The sequence below is a fragment of the Paenibacillus septentrionalis genome, from assembly GCF_042659865.1.
In the GTDB taxonomy this organism is placed as follows: Bacteria; Bacillota; Bacilli; order Paenibacillales; family Paenibacillaceae; genus Pristimantibacillus; species Pristimantibacillus septentrionalis.
Window position 1 is genome coordinate 338,057 of record NZ_JBHSTE010000002.1, and the last position, 14,545, is coordinate 352,601.

The window sequence follows — 14,545 nt, forward strand, 5'->3', positions numbered from 1 at the left end:
TTTATAGTGGACCTGAAATACCTTGTCTTCTGATCATAATAAAGTGCGCTGCAAGCATTGCAATTAGAGCTCCTGGCAAGAAGAATACGTGAATTGCAAAGAATCTTGTCAATGTCTGCGCACCTACGATGTCTCCACCATATAGGAAAGAAGCAATATAGTCACCAATGTACGGTACTGATGCTGCAATTTCTACCCCTACTTTAGTCGCGTAGTAAGCTTTGTTGTCCCAAGGAAGCAGGTAACCTGTGAAACCTAGGCCCAACATGATGAAGAAAATCAGCATTCCGACTACCCAGTTCATTTCACGAGGCGCTTTATAAGAGCCTGTGAAGAAAACGCGTAGTGTATGTAAAAACATCATAACAATAACTAGACTCGCTCCGAAGTGATGCATACCGCGAACAATTTTACCAAACGGAATTTGATGCTGCAGGTAGTCAACACTCGCATAAGCGTGAATAATGTCTGGAACGTAATACATCGTTAGGAACATCCCAGATAAAATCTGTATTACTGTAATAAAGAACGTCAAACCACCAAAGCAATAGACAAATGCTGAAAAATGATGTGCAGGGTTAACATGCTCTGGCACTTCATGATCCGCAACGTCTCTCCAAAGCGGCGTAATATCAAGACGTTCATCTATCCAGTTGTATATACTCTTAAACATCTAATTTACGCCCTCCTATGCTCTAGTGTTGGCGATAATACCGCCTAGATACACAATGCCATCCTGAACTTGTACTTCATATTCATCCAGCGGCAAATTCGCAACGGTAATATTTTTACCATCCTTCGAATAACGTGCATCATGACATGGGCAGTCATATTCATTTCTGCCATGCGTGTTCCAAAAAACAGTACAACCCAAATGCTTACAAATTGGGGAAAGCGCGAATATAGCTCCGGATTCATCACGAGAAATCCACGCTACTTTTTGCGTTTCACTCTTGTACCAACCATCAACCTGGCTTACCTTGAACTTAACTTCTTGCGGCTCAGTCGTAACTTTACTTTCTTCCATAACCTTTACTAACGCTGTACTGCTTCCTTTCGCTAGTAACGGATCTACTGCAAAGCGAACCATCGGCAACACCGCGCCACCTACCATGAAAGCTGTTGTACCGCCAAGTGTATACGATAAAAATTGACGACGTGACATCTCTTTTCGTTGGATCGGCTGGTGCTTCGAATCCTGATGTTCATGGTTACTCATTTTCTGTTCTAACCCCCTTTGCCAACCAATTCTCGCGTTTTGCCTGAAAGCAAAACCATATGACGAACTAGGACATAAATATAATAGCCTAGCTACCAAATACCGTCAAGAATTTGGCAGGACATTTGCGACAATATGGAAAACTCGTTCAACAATTTGTTATCAATTTGTCACATTTGACACAGTATTGCAATTGTTTTCCCCTATTTTTGACCAAATTATGCGATAAATTAATAAATTCTACTAATTTCAAGAAGACCATAGTTCACGAATATAGCCACTTATTTCCTCATCCGAAGGAAAATCTCCATTTTCCTTCGGAGTAATCCACAAATCAGCCTCATCTAATTGAAACTTCACATTGTTTTTGGCGGTAATCAGGATGATGTACTTATAACCTTGCTGCTTGAATCTGTTACACAGGTTAGCAATCGATTGTTTGGTACCCTCACGCACATCAAAATAATGATAAGCTGGATACGTTACAATACGTCCGCGAAAGGGAATTTCCACAAGATCCATAATATCTCGCAAGTCCTCCAGGCATTTGGTCGCTTCAGCAGGACTTTCTGTACCGTTCATTCCGGTAATCGGCAGCAAACACGTATCTACATAGGGCTTTAGCTCGTCCCAAGAATCTGCTTCAATTTCGTTAAATTTCACAAATGCTCCTCCTTCAAGCTGTTATCTCTCCATATTACATAACAAAGCCGCCAAATGCTATAGCCAAAGCATTGGCGGCAGGCCTTATATTTTACGATTCCAGCTGCTGCAGTTTTTTTGTCAGCTCATAAAACTGCTCTTCATTGCCTGTTGCAAGTGATTCATCGATTGCCTGCTGCAGCTTTTGACGCTGGTAGCTGCGAATCGCGTCGTCTAGAATCATTTCGGCAGTTAAGCCTAGCATTGCTTCATACTGTATTTTCATCTGATCGATACGAAACACCTCCAATTCGGTGCTAGCTTCCCCTATACTCGTATCCTTTGAATACATAGCTTTCCATTGTTCTTTTCATTCGTTCTATGTCAGCTTCTTGAAGTTCACGAACAACCTTAGCTGGCGTTCCTAGCGATAAGGTATAGGCCGGAATTTTACTATTTTCCGTTACAACTGCACCCGCTCCTATTAAAGCATATTCACCTATCTCCGCTCCGTTCAAGACAATTGCCCCCATCCCGATTAAACTCCCTCGGTTAATGGTGCAGCCATGTATGATCGCACTATGTCCGACCGATACTTCATCGTGTACAACGAGCGGTTGATCCGTATTGACATGTGCTACAACACCATCTTGAATGTTGCTGCGCTTTCCGATATGGATGGGTGCGAGATCACCTCGCAGCACAGCGTTAAACCATATCGTGCTTTCTTCACCTATGTAAACATCACCAATTATTTTTGCCCCTTCAGCTACATAAACCTGTTGCTCCAGCTTTGGACGATACGATTGATATGGAATCAGCATGCAACCAGCTCCTTGTTAAATGTAGTGAAATTTTAACAATGAGCCTGAAGCATGTCAATGCTAAGGATACAGCTCCTGAAGCATACGCTTGCCAAAACTGGATGCCTGAAGCATTACACCTGCTTCCGTATGCTCAGCCGTCTGAAGCATTCCAAAATGCTTCAAGGGCTTCACTAGCCGTTTATGCAAGACATCGCTTGCTGAATCAAAATAATACGGTTTAATATACGGCAATAACACACGTTCGATAGAAGCAAGACTGCACCAGCTGCTAGACAGCATAATTAGCCAATACACTAACGCCCTTATGTTTGGAATTGGCGTACGATAACGCTTCATCCAGTGCACGATCATCGCCTTCATTTCCTCTGCATCAGATTCACTTAACAGGTCAGGCTCCTTAAGCTTGATCCGATCCTCATCCAGATGAATCAATCGCTTGCTCCACAAATAGTCATAAATAAGCGTTAACCGCTCCGGGAGCTCTCCGAAGCCTTTACCGTAGCCGAACTTCCACGCCCCTTTGCCCGGAAGCTCTTCTTTAATGGAGCTGGCCTCATTAAGCTGTAACACAGCTCTGCGATGTATGACACCGTCTGCAGCAGCATTGGGCTCATGCTTTTGAATGTAGTCGAGCATCATCTTCATGTCTTGGACCAATTTGCCGCTTTCATCAATCGCCGTTGCTGGCGATTCACAGTAGTCAATTTGCCGCTGCATAATAGCCAGCAGATGCTGTCGATAGCGCAGCTTGAAATCTGACGGTACATGGAACATATACCGTTCATGCCCGCTATGTCCATTAAAAAGCCATCCTTGGCTTTTGAAGCGCGCAATCATTTCACGCGGTTCTGGAACAACCTGCTCGTCTATTTTTTTTCGTCTTTTAGTTCGCTGTTTGCCGCTAGCTGCAACAGCTGCAGCTTCGATCGTTTTTTCTTGTACGTTAATATCAAATCGGCATTGCTGTAAAAGCGCCAGTAAATCTTCCAAGCTATACGCTTTTAAATTTTCGAACAGTAGAAAGTTCAAAAATCGCAATTCTTCAAGCTGCAAACGATCAATCGATTGCGTAATGACCTCCTTTCGTTGAACATTAACTAAAATGGCTTGAATAAGCTCATGCTTGGAATGCCCATTGCACTCACAGCCATATTGCTTTGCGATTGAGGACAGCTGCGAAATATCCGCGTAGCTAAGCATATCTGATAAATTCATTTCTTATCCTCTCCTGCCTATGTTTTCTCGCTATTCCTAGATGCTTGTATTTGTAGTATTGGTAATTTTCAGGCTTTCATACTATTTCCATCATTTTTCATTCTATTTCATGCATAAAAAATCACCTTCACTCTCGGTATGGAGAATGAAGGTGATTGCATAAATCCGTGCAAATTTAGTTGTTCATACAGCATTTTTTATATTTCTTACCACTGCCGCAGTAGCACAGGTCATTACGTCCCAGTTGGCGACCGAAGCTCTTCTCAGCTTGCTCAGCTTCAGTGCTCTCAAGCGTAAGCTCAGCAGATGTATGGCCCTTAAGACACCATTGCGGCGTATTGTTGTACATAATAATTAAACGAGGAAGTAGCATATTCATTGCTTCTTCGCTTAGCTTCAACTCACGATTGACGTATTCAAGCAAATCCTGCAGCTGCAGCCCGGCACGAATGCCAAACTCTGATTGATCGGCTACAAGATTCGCTTCAAATTTAGGAAGCTGAAACTGTTTGTGAAGCATGTCTACCAGCAGCTGATGTGCGTGACTGCGAAATACAAACTGAGCTCCTCCTGCTTCCTGCAGCTGCAACGCTGTAAGTGAAGCAAAATCAAGATCCTCTCGTTTATTTCGTTCCTTCACGATCAAAGTTGGATCGGGAATCGCATAATGGTGAACAAACGTCTCATTCAACCCTAAGTCCGCTCTATAGTGACGATAATTAATAATGATATGCATTAAAGGCGCTTTGAGCTGTTCAAACATCGGATAGCGAGATGTAATCTGCTCTACCTGTTCATGCGTCAGTGCGCCATAATAATAAATCATTCCTTTTACGCTTGCAAGATATGAAGTGTTTAATGCAATTGCCTTGCGATCCAATTGCTTCAACACCTCTTGCACAACCGGAATAAGCTCGACTGGCATAATCATAACATCTCGATCAGCAATGTTTTGCTTGAACAATAAACCAAGCTCGAGCCAATACTGTGTCATTTGCTCAGTCCATTCATCGGTTACAGCAACCGCGCCATTTTTTGCAACTGCAAAGTCAAGCAGGGCAATACGCTCTTCATCCATCAAATTCAATAAAGAAAGCAGCTCTTTTTCATAGCTTGCCGGCAGTAGCTCGATCAGTGCTTCGAGCAGTTGCTCACGGTTCAATTTACTTACATTTTTTACAGATGCATGCTTACGTATTGTCGTTAATGCATCTTTAGATAGGTCGCCAAGCGCATCCCGCAATGTAAAAGCGGTTGCTGCAGAACGAACCTGTTCCAAACTTACAGACATTACATATCCTCATTTCTTCTGTTTATCCAACCTTTAGGCATAACAATAATCATATCGTATTTTATACGATGGGGCAATACGCGCACCATGCAAAAAGACAGCATGGCTACAGCTAAGCCGCGGCTGCAACAGCCTAAGGATTAGTTATGGCACAGCTGCCTGAAGCTACAAGCAGAGATTAGAGTCCAAATGCTTTGTGCAATTATGCAGCAGCAGCTGCCAGCCCTTTTCATCCCGCTTCAAAATAGAATAGGATAAATTCCCGATTTGCTTATCCTCAAGCTCGGGAAACAGCTCGAGCAAAAGCTCTGCAATAAAGCTTCCATGCGTCACGCATAAAATATGTTTATCCGGATACATCGCGTACAGCTCATTAAGCAGCTCTACGCCTCTTTGCCTCATTGCTTCATCCGTTTCTGCACCCAGGTCCAGTCCCTTCCAGGATTCTCCCCAGCGTTCAATTCTTTCTTCCAGTGTAGTTCCCTCAATCTGACCGAAATATCGCTCACGCAGCCTTGTATCAGGCGCCAGCAGCATCACATTCAGCTCATCTGCAATGTATTGCCCCGTCACCATCGCCCGCTGCAAGTCGCTTGTCATTAAATAATCCCAACGCTGCTGCTCAAGCTCCTGTTTCAGACGAGATGCCAGCTGCTTTGCTTGCTTAATTCCAGTTTCATTTAACGGGATATCCGTCTGTCCTTGTATTCTTTTTACAGCATTCCAGCTTGTTTCTCCATGCCGAATTAAACCTATTTGCACGCTCTAGCCACCTTATCGATTATTGTCTTGTTCTCGTAAACCAGCTCATCACTAACAACGTCATCACAATTCCGACAAACGACAACGCCACATAGTATTGCGGAAACTGCGGTACAACCTGCAAAACAATCGGTTCGCTGATGCTTGCTACTGGAATGGAGCTCGTATATATGGATGTATGCGCGTTGTGATTAGAAGCAGCATTGGCTACATCTACAATGCCTGACACTGTCGTGGCTGTCGACGCAGTAGAATCCAAATGATAATCAAATATAAATAGAAACAATGCAATCGAAAACATCGCTAGACAGCTGGCAATAATAATGGCTACATTGCGACGAAAGCTCTTCGAAAACTGGTAGCGCTTGTTCGCAATAGGCATGTACCATGTTTCTTCTTCATATATTCGTTGCATGACGGTACTGCTAATTTGCTGCTGTGAGATATTTGATCCACTGCCGCTTGGCACGACAGACTCTTCACAATCTAGGACAGGAAATGAAAGGGGCTCCAAATCTAATTTAGCCGCGCACATATCACAATCAAACATATGTGCTTCAATTTCAATTCGTAGTGGATTTTCTTCATCTAGCTGCCAGTATGTGTGTAGAAGCTCATCTACTTGTTTACAATTCATTTCCGATTCATCCTTTCCAAGTCATGGCTGCCTGTATCTTGAGCAATATAAGGCTCGAGCTGTCCTTTAATGCTTGCTCGCGCGCGAAACAGCAATGACTTAACTGAGCTGACTGTTTGTCCTAATATCGTTGCAATTTCTTGATAATCCAATTGTTCATATTCACGAAGGATAATGGCTGCACGCTGTTTTTCTGGTAATTGATCTATTGCTTTACGGACAAGATGCATGCGCTCGTTCAGCAGCAGCTGCTGCTCCGGTGTGGCATCGCCCGAAACAATCGGCTCAATGTTTACTTCCTCAATCGAAACCATGTTAGCTTTTTGTTTCCTAAGCTCGCTAAGAACCGTATTTCTTGCTATCGTATAAAGCCACGTTGAAAAAGTCGCATCGAGCTCTCGAAAGGTATGTAAACTCTTGTATGCCTTGTAAAAGGTTTCAGAAGTAAGATCTTCTGCAATCGATTCGAGCTTGGCGCTTTTCAGCATATGATAGATAAAGGATAATATTCTTCGTTGATAGCGACTCATCAGCTCGGAGTAGAGCTCGACATTGCCATCCTTGATTTCACGTATTAGCTGGGAATCAGTCATAACAGGCGAACCTCCTCCACCTGCAATTTAACCCAAGGATGTATATATACGTATACTTCACTTAGGTCTAAAAGTTGCGTTTTCGATACTGCTATCATATGAACCCATCATAATATCTTAAAAATAATTCCATTCATCAGCACTCTACTATAGAATACCATACCTCAGAAATAAGAGGCAAAAAAAAGACCACTCTAATGAGTGGTCTGTGTTCATCTGAACACAAGTGTTATTGGATAGGAGTGGAGAGAAACCATACTGTACTTTTATTATATGTATACGCTTCCAGTTTGTCAATAAGCGCTTTCATTTTAAATAAATAAAATATATAAGGGAAGAAATGGCCTAAGATTCCCATTCCTTCCCTCTTCGTTTGTCCATCAAATTATTAGCGATACAACGCACCTACATTGCGCTACACTTCCACATGGAAGCCTTTGCCAACAAGCAGTCTGATCGCATCATCAAGCTGTTCTTGGCTGCGGAAGCTAAGGCGGAGCACGCCTGGAATTTGCTCTCTGCTCTCGATAATTTGAATATTGCTTATATTAATATTAGCATCGCCTAGTACGGTAGCAATTGAACCGACAATACCCGGATGGTCAGGCACATCAACAAAGCAATCAAAAACAGAATGCAAGATCCCTTTCCTTCTCTCTGGCAGCCTTGATCGAAACTGACCAGCATGACTGAACGCATCTACAATCGCATCTCCATCGTTTTGCTCCAGCATGATGCAGAATTGATCCATCTGCTGCTGCCAGTCCTTCAGCAGCTCAAGCAGCACCGCTTTATTGTCAAGCAGTATATCGCGCCACAAAGCCGGGTCGCCTGAAGCAATTCTCGTTATGTCGCGAAAGCCTCCAGCTGCTAGCAGCTCATATAGACCATTGCTCTCGTTATAGGTTCTTACCTGATTAACCAGCCCAACTGCAATCAAGTGCGGCAAGTGACTAATTGCTCCTACAATGGTATCATGCGACTTCGCATCAACCTTGACAAGATGAGCACGTGTATACGACAACAGCTGCTCAAGCTCATCAAGCGCATGCTGCGGAGTGTCCTGATCCGCTGTTAAAACATAGAACGCATTTTCCAGCAGTCTGCTTGAAGCTGCCTCTACGCCTGAGCGCTCTGATCCTGCCATCGGATGACCACCAATAAAGATCGCTGACGTTGACTTGAACGCCTGCCCTGCCTGCATGACAGATGCCTTAGTGCTTCCAACATCTGTAATAATACAACCCTCTTTCAGAGGCAACTCACACAGCTGCTGAATATACTGCTCCATTAAGCCGACTGGCACGCATAGAAATATAAAATCAGCATCCTTGGCTGCTTCCTCAACAGATGTCGTTGCATAATCAACAACGCCTCGCTCCACATACTTTTTGGCAGAGGCCTCACGATTCGAATAACCGCAAACGATGAGATCTGGCTGACCCTTCAAGCATAATGCGATCGAGCCTCCAATTAGACCAACGCCAAATATCGCAACTTTTTTCATCGTTTACTGTAACACCGCCAATTCTATCAACACTTCCTCAAGCGCCTGAATGAATTTTTCGTTCTGCTCTGCTGTCCCCACAGAAACACGAATTGCATTTGGATAATGTTTCCACCCAGCACGGACAATTATGCCCTTTCTTAGCAGCAAGTCGAAAATCTGCATCGACGGTGTACGAACATCGACCATAATGAAATTGCCATGACCTTTGAAGTACTGCAGCCCCAAGCGGTCAAATTGTGCATGCAAGTAGTTTAGACCTGCAGTATTGGAAGCCTGGCTTCTTGCTAAAAACTCGTCATCCTGTAAGGAAGCCTTCGCGGCCACTTGTGCAAGACGACCTGTATTAAACGGCTCGCGAACTTGGTTGATTGTTCGGATCACGCTAGCCTCGCCAACGCCGTATCCAATACGATTGGCAGCGAGTCCGTATACCTTTGAAAATGTACGAAGCACGACTATATTCGGATATCGATCGATTAAGGTGATTCCGTTAGGGAAATTAGGGTCGGTTACATATTCGCCATACGCCTCATCAAGCACGACAAGCACATGCTTTGGCAGCTTAGCAAGAAATGCTTCAAGCTCCTCACGACCAATAATCGTGCCTGTAGGATTGTTAGGGTTGCATATCCATAATACCTTCGTTCGCTCTGTTACAGCTGCAAGCATGGCATTCAGATCGTGCTTGCCATCCTTTAGCGGCACCTCGATAATATTCGTATTTTCAACCTCGCAATTATGCTTGTATTGAGAGAAGGTTTCATCGGCCATAATCGTTTCGTCAGCAGCTGTTAAATACGCACGGCAAATCATCAAAATAATATCGCTGGAGCCCGTGCCGAAAATAATTTGATTAGACTCAACTCCAAGCTTGCTTGCTAATACTGCAGTCAGATCAACGCTGGCTCCATCGGGATAAATATGAAGGTGATCTATTTCATCAAGCATTGCTGCTCTTGCTTTTGGAGAATAACCTATTGGATTTTCATTGGAAGCAAGTTTAATTACTTCATCTAATCCTAGCTCTCTTTTTACATCTTCGATCGGTTTACCTGGTTGATATACAGGTAAATGCATAATGTTAACTTTTGGCTGCATGAGCCATTCACCTCTTTATCAGTTACTTTAAAGCGTTAATTAGCGACTAACTTTTTCTTATTTTCTCACAACTGACGCAGCATTTAAAGTAAATCTTTAACAGTTTGTTAGCATATCATTGCTTTCCTCTATGTTAAGTTCATCTATATGAAACAAAGAAGCCGCCTCTCATTTAGCTATTGAGAGACGGCTTCAATCAAGCAATCAACGTAGTAGTATGAAGAATAATTAGCCCTTTAATTCCGAAACAAATTGTTGAATGTTGCGCAAGCCCTCTTCCTTCTTATCAGCATCAAGCAGCAATGGGACATTGCTTTCAATCGTACGAACAATAGCACTTCCTACAATAACCCCGTCGCATTTTTGTTCAAAGCGAGCTACCTGCTCACGTGAGGATATACCGAAGCCAATTGCGATTGGAACGTCACTTGACTCTCTTACAACGGATAGAAACTCATCAATTTCCTTATGGAAATCAGAGCGCTCGCCTGTTACACCAAGTGAAGACACACAGTAAACAAAGCCTTTTGCCTGCTTTGCAATACGTGTTACGCGATCATTAGAGGTAGGCGCAACAAGCGGAATCAGATGAATATTATGCTTTTCGGCCAATTGACGGAGCTCTTGATCTTCCTCGATTGGCAGATCCGGCACGATCATACCACTAATATCATTTTGCTTCACTAGCTCGAAGAATGCATCCAGACCAAACTGGAAAATCGGATTATAGTACGTAAACAAGATAAGCGGAATTGTCACACCAGCCGCGCGCAGCTTGCCGCCAAGCTCGATACAGTCCGTTAGTGTAACAGCATGAATAAGTGCACGCTCAGACGCGCGCTGTATGACAGGACCGTCCGCGAGCGGATCGGAATATGGCACGCCAAGCTCTACCATATCTGCACCTGCGGACTCTAGCGCCTTTACAATTTCAATCGTCGCTTCAAGTGTAGGATCACCGCATGATATAAACGGAATCAGTGCTGTTTTTTGCTCAGCCTTCAGCTCAGCAAACTTTTGATCGATTAGATTCATGACTCGTTCCCCCCAAGGTATCCCATAATGGCTTCAACATCCTTATCGCCGCGTCCAGACAAGCTTACGACAATAACCTGATCCTTGTTCAGAGTCGGAGCGAGCTTGATCGTCTGTGCGATCGCATGCGCCGATTCAAGCGCAGGAATAATGCCCTCTGTACGAGACAGCTCCTGCAAGGCGTCAAGCGCCTCCTGATCAGTAATCGGCACATATTCCGCACGTCCAGCGTCCTTCAAATAGGAATGCTCTGGACCAATCCCTGGATAATCAAGACCTGCAGATATCGAATGCGCAGGCAGCACTTGTCCATGCTCATCCTGCAGCACGTAGCTCATTGATCCCTGAAACACACCATGACGTCCCTTCGTCATCGTAGCCGCGTGCTCATTTGTATCAACACCGCGTCCAGCTGCCTCGACACCGATCATTTTCACGCCCTCATCCTCAATGAACGGATAGAACATACCGATTGCATTACTTCCGCCACCAACTGCTGCGACAACGTAATCCGGCAGCTTGCTTTCATACTTCAAGATTTGCTCACGCGCTTCATCTCCGATAATACGCTGGAAATCACGCACCATCATCGGATAAGGATGAGGTCCCGTTGCAGAGCCTAGAATATAATACGTATCATTAACATGACTTACCCAGTAGCGAAGCGTCTCATTACAAGCGTCCTTAAGCGTACGTGTGCCGCTTGTTACAGGCACAACCTCAGAGCCTAGCAAATTCATGCGGAATACATTAAGCTGCTGGCGTTTCATATCCTCTTCGCCCATAAACACCTTGCACTCAAGGCCAAGCAGCGCTGCAATCGTAGCAGAGGCAACGCCATGCTGTCCTGCACCTGTTTCTGCAATAACCTTTGTTTTGCCCATACGCTTGGCAAGTACCCCTTGTCCAATCGTGTTATTGATTTTATGAGCGCCCGTATGATTCAAGTCCTCACGCTTTAAGTAAATTTTTGCTCCGCCAAGCTTTTCACTTAAGTTTTTTGCATAATATAAAGAAGTCGGTCTGCCTGAATAGCGGTATAGTAAATCGAGCACCTCTGCTTTAAATGCAGGGTCCTTGCTGTAATGCTGATACGCTTCTTCCAGCTCAAGCAGAGCGTTCATTAAAGTTTCAGGTACATATCTGCCACCAAATGGTCCAAAACGGCCATTGGAATCCGGGTATTGTGTCATGCCTCTATCACCTTTCCAACAAACTCTTTTATTTTTACAATATCCTTTATACCGTTCGTTTCCACTCCACTAGAAACGTCTATGCCATCAACACGATGCTGTTGCAGCAAATCAGTCACGTTGCCAGCATGCAGACCGCCTGCAATAACGAGCGGCTTCTCAAAATGCTGTGCAGCTGCTCGATAAGCGGCAATCGCATTCCAATTGAACGGCTTGCCTGTACCGCCACCAGGCGCATCGATTAATAGACGATCTACATAAGCCATAAATGGCTTAAGCTCTTCAATAATTTGCGATACCTCCAACAGCTGGCGGCTCGCATCAATCGAGACTACCTTCCACAATACAGCATCATCCAACTGCTTGTGAAGCGCTGCATAGTAGTCAACTTTTTCCTGCCCGTGCAGCTGCACAATATCAAGCGGTACCCGCTCCAGCAGCTTCAGCATATCTTTAAGCGGATAATTAACAAACACCCCAGCTGCTTTAGGTGATTTTTGATCTCGACCTTCTATGGATTGAATTGCTTTCACTAGCTCTGAGCCTAATGATGCTGAAACCTGCCTTTTGCTGGGGGCAAAAACCAGGCCAACCTCGGTAATTGCAAGACCGTTCATCGCTTGAATCGTTGCAGCATCTCTTAACCCGCATATTTTAATAGACGGGATAACGTTGCTGATGCTCATCGCTGCACCTTGCCCATAAGCGCCTCGATTGCTGCACCTACATCACCCTGACGCATAAAATGCTCGCCGATCAACAGGCCTTCCGCACCAGCACCACGAACATATTCATAATCAGCATCGCTTAAAATGCCGCTTTCACTAATTTTCAGCACATGTGCAGGCATCAGTTCAATAAGCTTTGCTGTTGTCTCCAGCTTCGTTTCAAAAGTGTGCAGATTACGATTATTTATACCAATTAGCGTAGCCTTGTTCATTTGGAGAACACGCTTAAGCTCCTCTTCATCATGTACTTCTATTAATACATCCATGCCGAGCTGCTTCGCCAAATCATAATAATCTGACAGCTGCTGATCCGTTAATATTGCAACAATCAACAATATGCAGTCTGCACCAATCAGTCTTGCTTCATAAATTTGAAGCGGATCAATAATAAAATCTTTGCGTAGCAGCGGCACCTGCACAGCGTTTCTAATATCACTCAAATACTCGTTGCTGCCTTGAAAATACTGCTCATCCGTCAACACGGAAATACAGTCTGCACCAGCTGCCGCATAGGACTGTGCAAGAGAGACTGGATGAAAATCTTCACGTATAAGGCCTTTGGATGGTGATGCCTTTTTCACTTCTGCAATTAAGCCCAGCTCTCTATGTCTAGCGCCAGCCTGCAAAGCCTTCTCAAAGCCTCGGCAAGGTGGCAGCGATGCAATCGTTTTTTCTGCCTCCGCAAGCGATAAATGATTCGCTAATTGTGCAACCTCTTGTTTTTTCGTCTCTACAATTCGATTAAGAAACATGCGTCAGTTCACCCGTCTTCTCAATTAATTGATGTAGCTTTTGTGCTGCTCTTCCAGAATCAATCATCTGCGCTGCTACTGCAACGCCTTCACGATGACTTTGTGCCAAACCGCCTAAGTAAATGCAAGCACCCGCGTTCGCAAGTACAATTTCACGATAGCCGTCTTTACGCGTGCCGTCAAATATCTCGCGAATAATTCGAGCATTGTAGGCTGGCTCTCCGCCAAGCAGCTCATCCAGCGGATAACGCTGCAAGCCCAGCTCCTCTGGTGTAATGCGATATGTCACGACGTTGCCGTCCTTAAGCTCTGCTACCTTCGTAGGAGCAGATATGCTGATTTCATCTAATCCATCCTCACTGCTTACGACAAGCGCTCGTTTAATTCCGAGCTCATGCAGTACTTCAGCAATAATTTCTGTTTTGCTTGAATCATACAGTCCTAACAATTGACGATCAGCATTAGCTGGATTCGTTAATGGACCGAGCATGTTGAAAATTGTGCGCGTACCGATTTCTTTACGTGGCGCAGCCGCATATTTCAGAGAAGGATGATAGAGCTGAGCGAACATAAAGCAGATACCAACATCCTCAAGGCATTCCTTCGCCTGCTGTGGGGAAATGTTAATATTGACCCCAAGCGCCTCAAGCACATCTGCGCTTCCCGATTTCCCTGACATCGCGCGATTACCATGCTTGGCAACCTGAATGCCTGCTGCAGAAGCAATGAGGGATGAAGCAGTAGAGATATTGAATTTGCTAATGCCAGAACCGCCCGTACCACAGGTGTCAAGCAAGCCTGATTGATTACTGTCGACGTGATTGGATAAGCTTCTCATCACTTCAGCCAGTCCTGCAATTTCATCCTTCGTTTCACCCTTCATACGCAAAGCAATTGCGGCAGCACCAATTTGTGCACCAGTTGCCTCGCCGCTCATAATTTGACGCATCACATCCTGAGCTTCTGCTCTTGAAAGATGTTCTCCGTTGACAAGCTTTTGAATCGCTCTCTGCATCGTTAACTGCTCACTCATCTCGATCTCC

The 14,545-nt window shown here is 44.5% G+C and carries 17 protein-coding genes; all 17 read right to left on the bottom strand.

Going from position 1 to position 14,545, the window contains the following annotated elements; all coding sequences use genetic code 11:
* Window position 1: 1 nt before the first annotated feature.
* The 17 genes from qcrB to trpD all read right to left on the bottom strand — a co-directional run bounded on the left by qcrB (window position 2) and on the right by trpD (window position 14,535).
* Complete coding sequence (qcrB, locus tag ACFP56_RS06470; RefSeq protein ID WP_379232438.1) at window positions 2-673, bottom strand: menaquinol-cytochrome c reductase cytochrome b subunit; 672 nt, start codon at window positions 671-673, stop codon at window positions 2-4.
* Between the two features lie 15 nt (window positions 674-688).
* Window positions 689-1,219 carry a ubiquinol-cytochrome c reductase iron-sulfur subunit gene (locus ACFP56_RS06475; RefSeq protein WP_379232440.1) on the bottom strand — a complete coding sequence of 177 codons (531 nt, stop codon included), beginning with the start codon at window positions 1,217-1,219 and terminating at the stop codon, window positions 689-691.
* 249 nt (window positions 1,220-1,468) lie between these two features.
* A complete protein-coding gene (locus tag ACFP56_RS06480) occupies window positions 1,469-1,882 on the bottom strand; it encodes a DUF2487 family protein (protein ID WP_379232442.1) in 414 nt (137 codons plus the stop codon).
* A gap of 91 nt (window positions 1,883-1,973) precedes the next feature.
* Window positions 1,974-2,165 carry an IDEAL domain-containing protein gene (locus ACFP56_RS06485; RefSeq protein WP_379233286.1) on the bottom strand — a complete coding sequence of 64 codons (192 nt, stop codon included), beginning with the start codon at window positions 2,163-2,165 and terminating at the stop codon, window positions 1,974-1,976.
* Window positions 2,166-2,178: 13 nt separating this feature from the next.
* A complete protein-coding gene (locus ACFP56_RS06490; protein WP_379232444.1) occupies window positions 2,179-2,685 on the bottom strand; it encodes a gamma carbonic anhydrase family protein in 507 nt (168 codons plus the stop codon).
* 60 nt (window positions 2,686-2,745) lie between these two features.
* Window positions 2,746-3,903, bottom strand: coding sequence for a hypothetical protein (locus tag ACFP56_RS06495; RefSeq protein WP_379232446.1), 1,158 nt, complete (start codon window positions 3,901-3,903; stop codon window positions 2,746-2,748).
* Between the two features lie 175 nt (window positions 3,904-4,078).
* The gene (locus ACFP56_RS06500) at window positions 4,079-5,194 is read right to left on the bottom strand and encodes an SEC-C domain-containing protein (RefSeq protein ID WP_379232448.1); all 1,116 of its coding nucleotides are present in this window, start codon (window positions 5,192-5,194) and stop codon (window positions 4,079-4,081) included.
* 165 nt (window positions 5,195-5,359) lie between these two features.
* The gene (locus tag ACFP56_RS06505; RefSeq protein ID WP_379232450.1) at window positions 5,360-5,956 is read right to left on the bottom strand and encodes a histidine phosphatase family protein; all 597 of its coding nucleotides are present in this window, start codon (window positions 5,954-5,956) and stop codon (window positions 5,360-5,362) included.
* A 19-nt stretch (window positions 5,957-5,975) separates the two neighbouring features.
* Window positions 5,976-6,593 carry an anti-sigma factor family protein gene (locus ACFP56_RS06510; protein WP_379232452.1) on the bottom strand — a complete coding sequence of 206 codons (618 nt, stop codon included), beginning with the start codon at window positions 6,591-6,593 and terminating at the stop codon, window positions 5,976-5,978.
* Window positions 6,590-7,186: an RNA polymerase sigma factor gene (locus ACFP56_RS06515; protein ID WP_379232454.1), complete on the bottom strand. Its 597-nt coding sequence runs from the start codon at window positions 7,184-7,186 to the stop codon at window positions 6,590-6,592. Before ACFP56_RS06515 ends, ACFP56_RS06510 begins: the two co-directional genes overlap by 4 nt.
* A 415-nt stretch (window positions 7,187-7,601) precedes the next feature.
* Window positions 7,602-8,693: a prephenate dehydrogenase gene (locus ACFP56_RS06520; RefSeq protein WP_379232457.1), complete on the bottom strand. Its 1,092-nt coding sequence runs from the start codon at window positions 8,691-8,693 to the stop codon at window positions 7,602-7,604.
* 3 nt (window positions 8,694-8,696) lie between these two features.
* Window positions 8,697-9,794, bottom strand: a complete 1,098-nt coding sequence (gene hisC / locus ACFP56_RS06525; protein ID WP_379232459.1) for a histidinol-phosphate transaminase — start codon at window positions 9,792-9,794, stop codon at window positions 8,697-8,699.
* 228 nt (window positions 9,795-10,022) lie between these two features.
* A complete protein-coding gene (gene trpA / locus ACFP56_RS06530) occupies window positions 10,023-10,829 on the bottom strand; it encodes a tryptophan synthase subunit alpha (RefSeq protein WP_379232461.1) in 807 nt (268 codons plus the stop codon).
* Window positions 10,826-12,022 (bottom strand): tryptophan synthase subunit beta, encoded by a 1,197-nt coding sequence (gene trpB, locus ACFP56_RS06535; RefSeq protein ID WP_379232463.1) that lies wholly within the window; start codon window positions 12,020-12,022, stop codon window positions 10,826-10,828. The genes trpA and trpB overlap by 4 nt, the downstream gene beginning before the upstream one ends.
* Window positions 12,019-12,708 carry a phosphoribosylanthranilate isomerase gene (locus tag ACFP56_RS06540; RefSeq protein ID WP_379232466.1) on the bottom strand — a complete coding sequence of 230 codons (690 nt, stop codon included), beginning with the start codon at window positions 12,706-12,708 and terminating at the stop codon, window positions 12,019-12,021. Before ACFP56_RS06540 ends, trpB begins: the two co-directional genes overlap by 4 nt.
* Complete coding sequence (gene trpC, locus ACFP56_RS06545) at window positions 12,705-13,502, bottom strand: indole-3-glycerol phosphate synthase TrpC (RefSeq protein ID WP_379232468.1); 798 nt, start codon at window positions 13,500-13,502, stop codon at window positions 12,705-12,707. Before trpC ends, ACFP56_RS06540 begins: the two co-directional genes overlap by 4 nt.
* On the bottom strand, window positions 13,492-14,535 hold the full coding sequence (trpD, locus tag ACFP56_RS06550; RefSeq protein WP_379232470.1) for an anthranilate phosphoribosyltransferase: 1,044 nt from the start codon (window positions 14,533-14,535) through the stop codon (window positions 13,492-13,494). The genes trpC and trpD overlap by 11 nt, the downstream gene beginning before the upstream one ends.
* Between the last annotated feature and the right edge of the window lie 10 nt (window positions 14,536-14,545).

Coding starts and splice junctions, on each gene's coding strand:
- qcrB (WP_379232438.1), bottom strand. CDS start 673: ATGTTTAAGAGTATATACAACTGGATAGATGAACGTCTTGATATTACG.
- ACFP56_RS06475 (WP_379232440.1), bottom strand. CDS start 1,219: ATGAGTAACCATGAACATCAGGATTCGAAGCACCAGCCGATCCAACGA.
- ACFP56_RS06490 (WP_379232444.1), bottom strand. CDS start 2,685: ATGCTGATTCCATATCAATCGTATCGTCCAAAGCTGGAGCAACAGGTT.
- ACFP56_RS06495 (WP_379232446.1), bottom strand. CDS start 3,903: ATGAATTTATCAGATATGCTTAGCTACGCGGATATTTCGCAGCTGTCC.
- ACFP56_RS06500 (WP_379232448.1), bottom strand. CDS start 5,194: ATGTCTGTAAGTTTGGAACAGGTTCGTTCTGCAGCAACCGCTTTTACA.
- ACFP56_RS06510 (WP_379232452.1), bottom strand. CDS start 6,593: ATGAATTGTAAACAAGTAGATGAGCTTCTACACACATACTGGCAGCTA.
- ACFP56_RS06515 (WP_379232454.1), bottom strand. CDS start 7,186: ATGACTGATTCCCAGCTAATACGTGAAATCAAGGATGGCAATGTCGAG.
- ACFP56_RS06520 (WP_379232457.1), bottom strand. CDS start 8,693: ATGAAAAAAGTTGCGATATTTGGCGTTGGTCTAATTGGAGGCTCGATC.
- hisC (WP_379232459.1), bottom strand. CDS start 9,794: ATGCAGCCAAAAGTTAACATTATGCATTTACCTGTATATCAACCAGGT.
- trpA (WP_379232461.1), bottom strand. CDS start 10,829: ATGAATCTAATCGATCAAAAGTTTGCTGAGCTGAAGGCTGAGCAAAAA.
- trpB (WP_379232463.1), bottom strand. CDS start 12,022: ATGACACAATACCCGGATTCCAATGGCCGTTTTGGACCATTTGGTGGC.
- ACFP56_RS06540 (WP_379232466.1), bottom strand. CDS start 12,708: ATGAGCATCAGCAACGTTATCCCGTCTATTAAAATATGCGGGTTAAGA.
- trpC (WP_379232468.1), bottom strand. CDS start 13,502: ATGTTTCTTAATCGAATTGTAGAGACGAAAAAACAAGAGGTTGCACAA.
- trpD (WP_379232470.1), bottom strand. CDS start 14,535: ATGAGTGAGCAGTTAACGATGCAGAGAGCGATTCAAAAGCTTGTCAAC.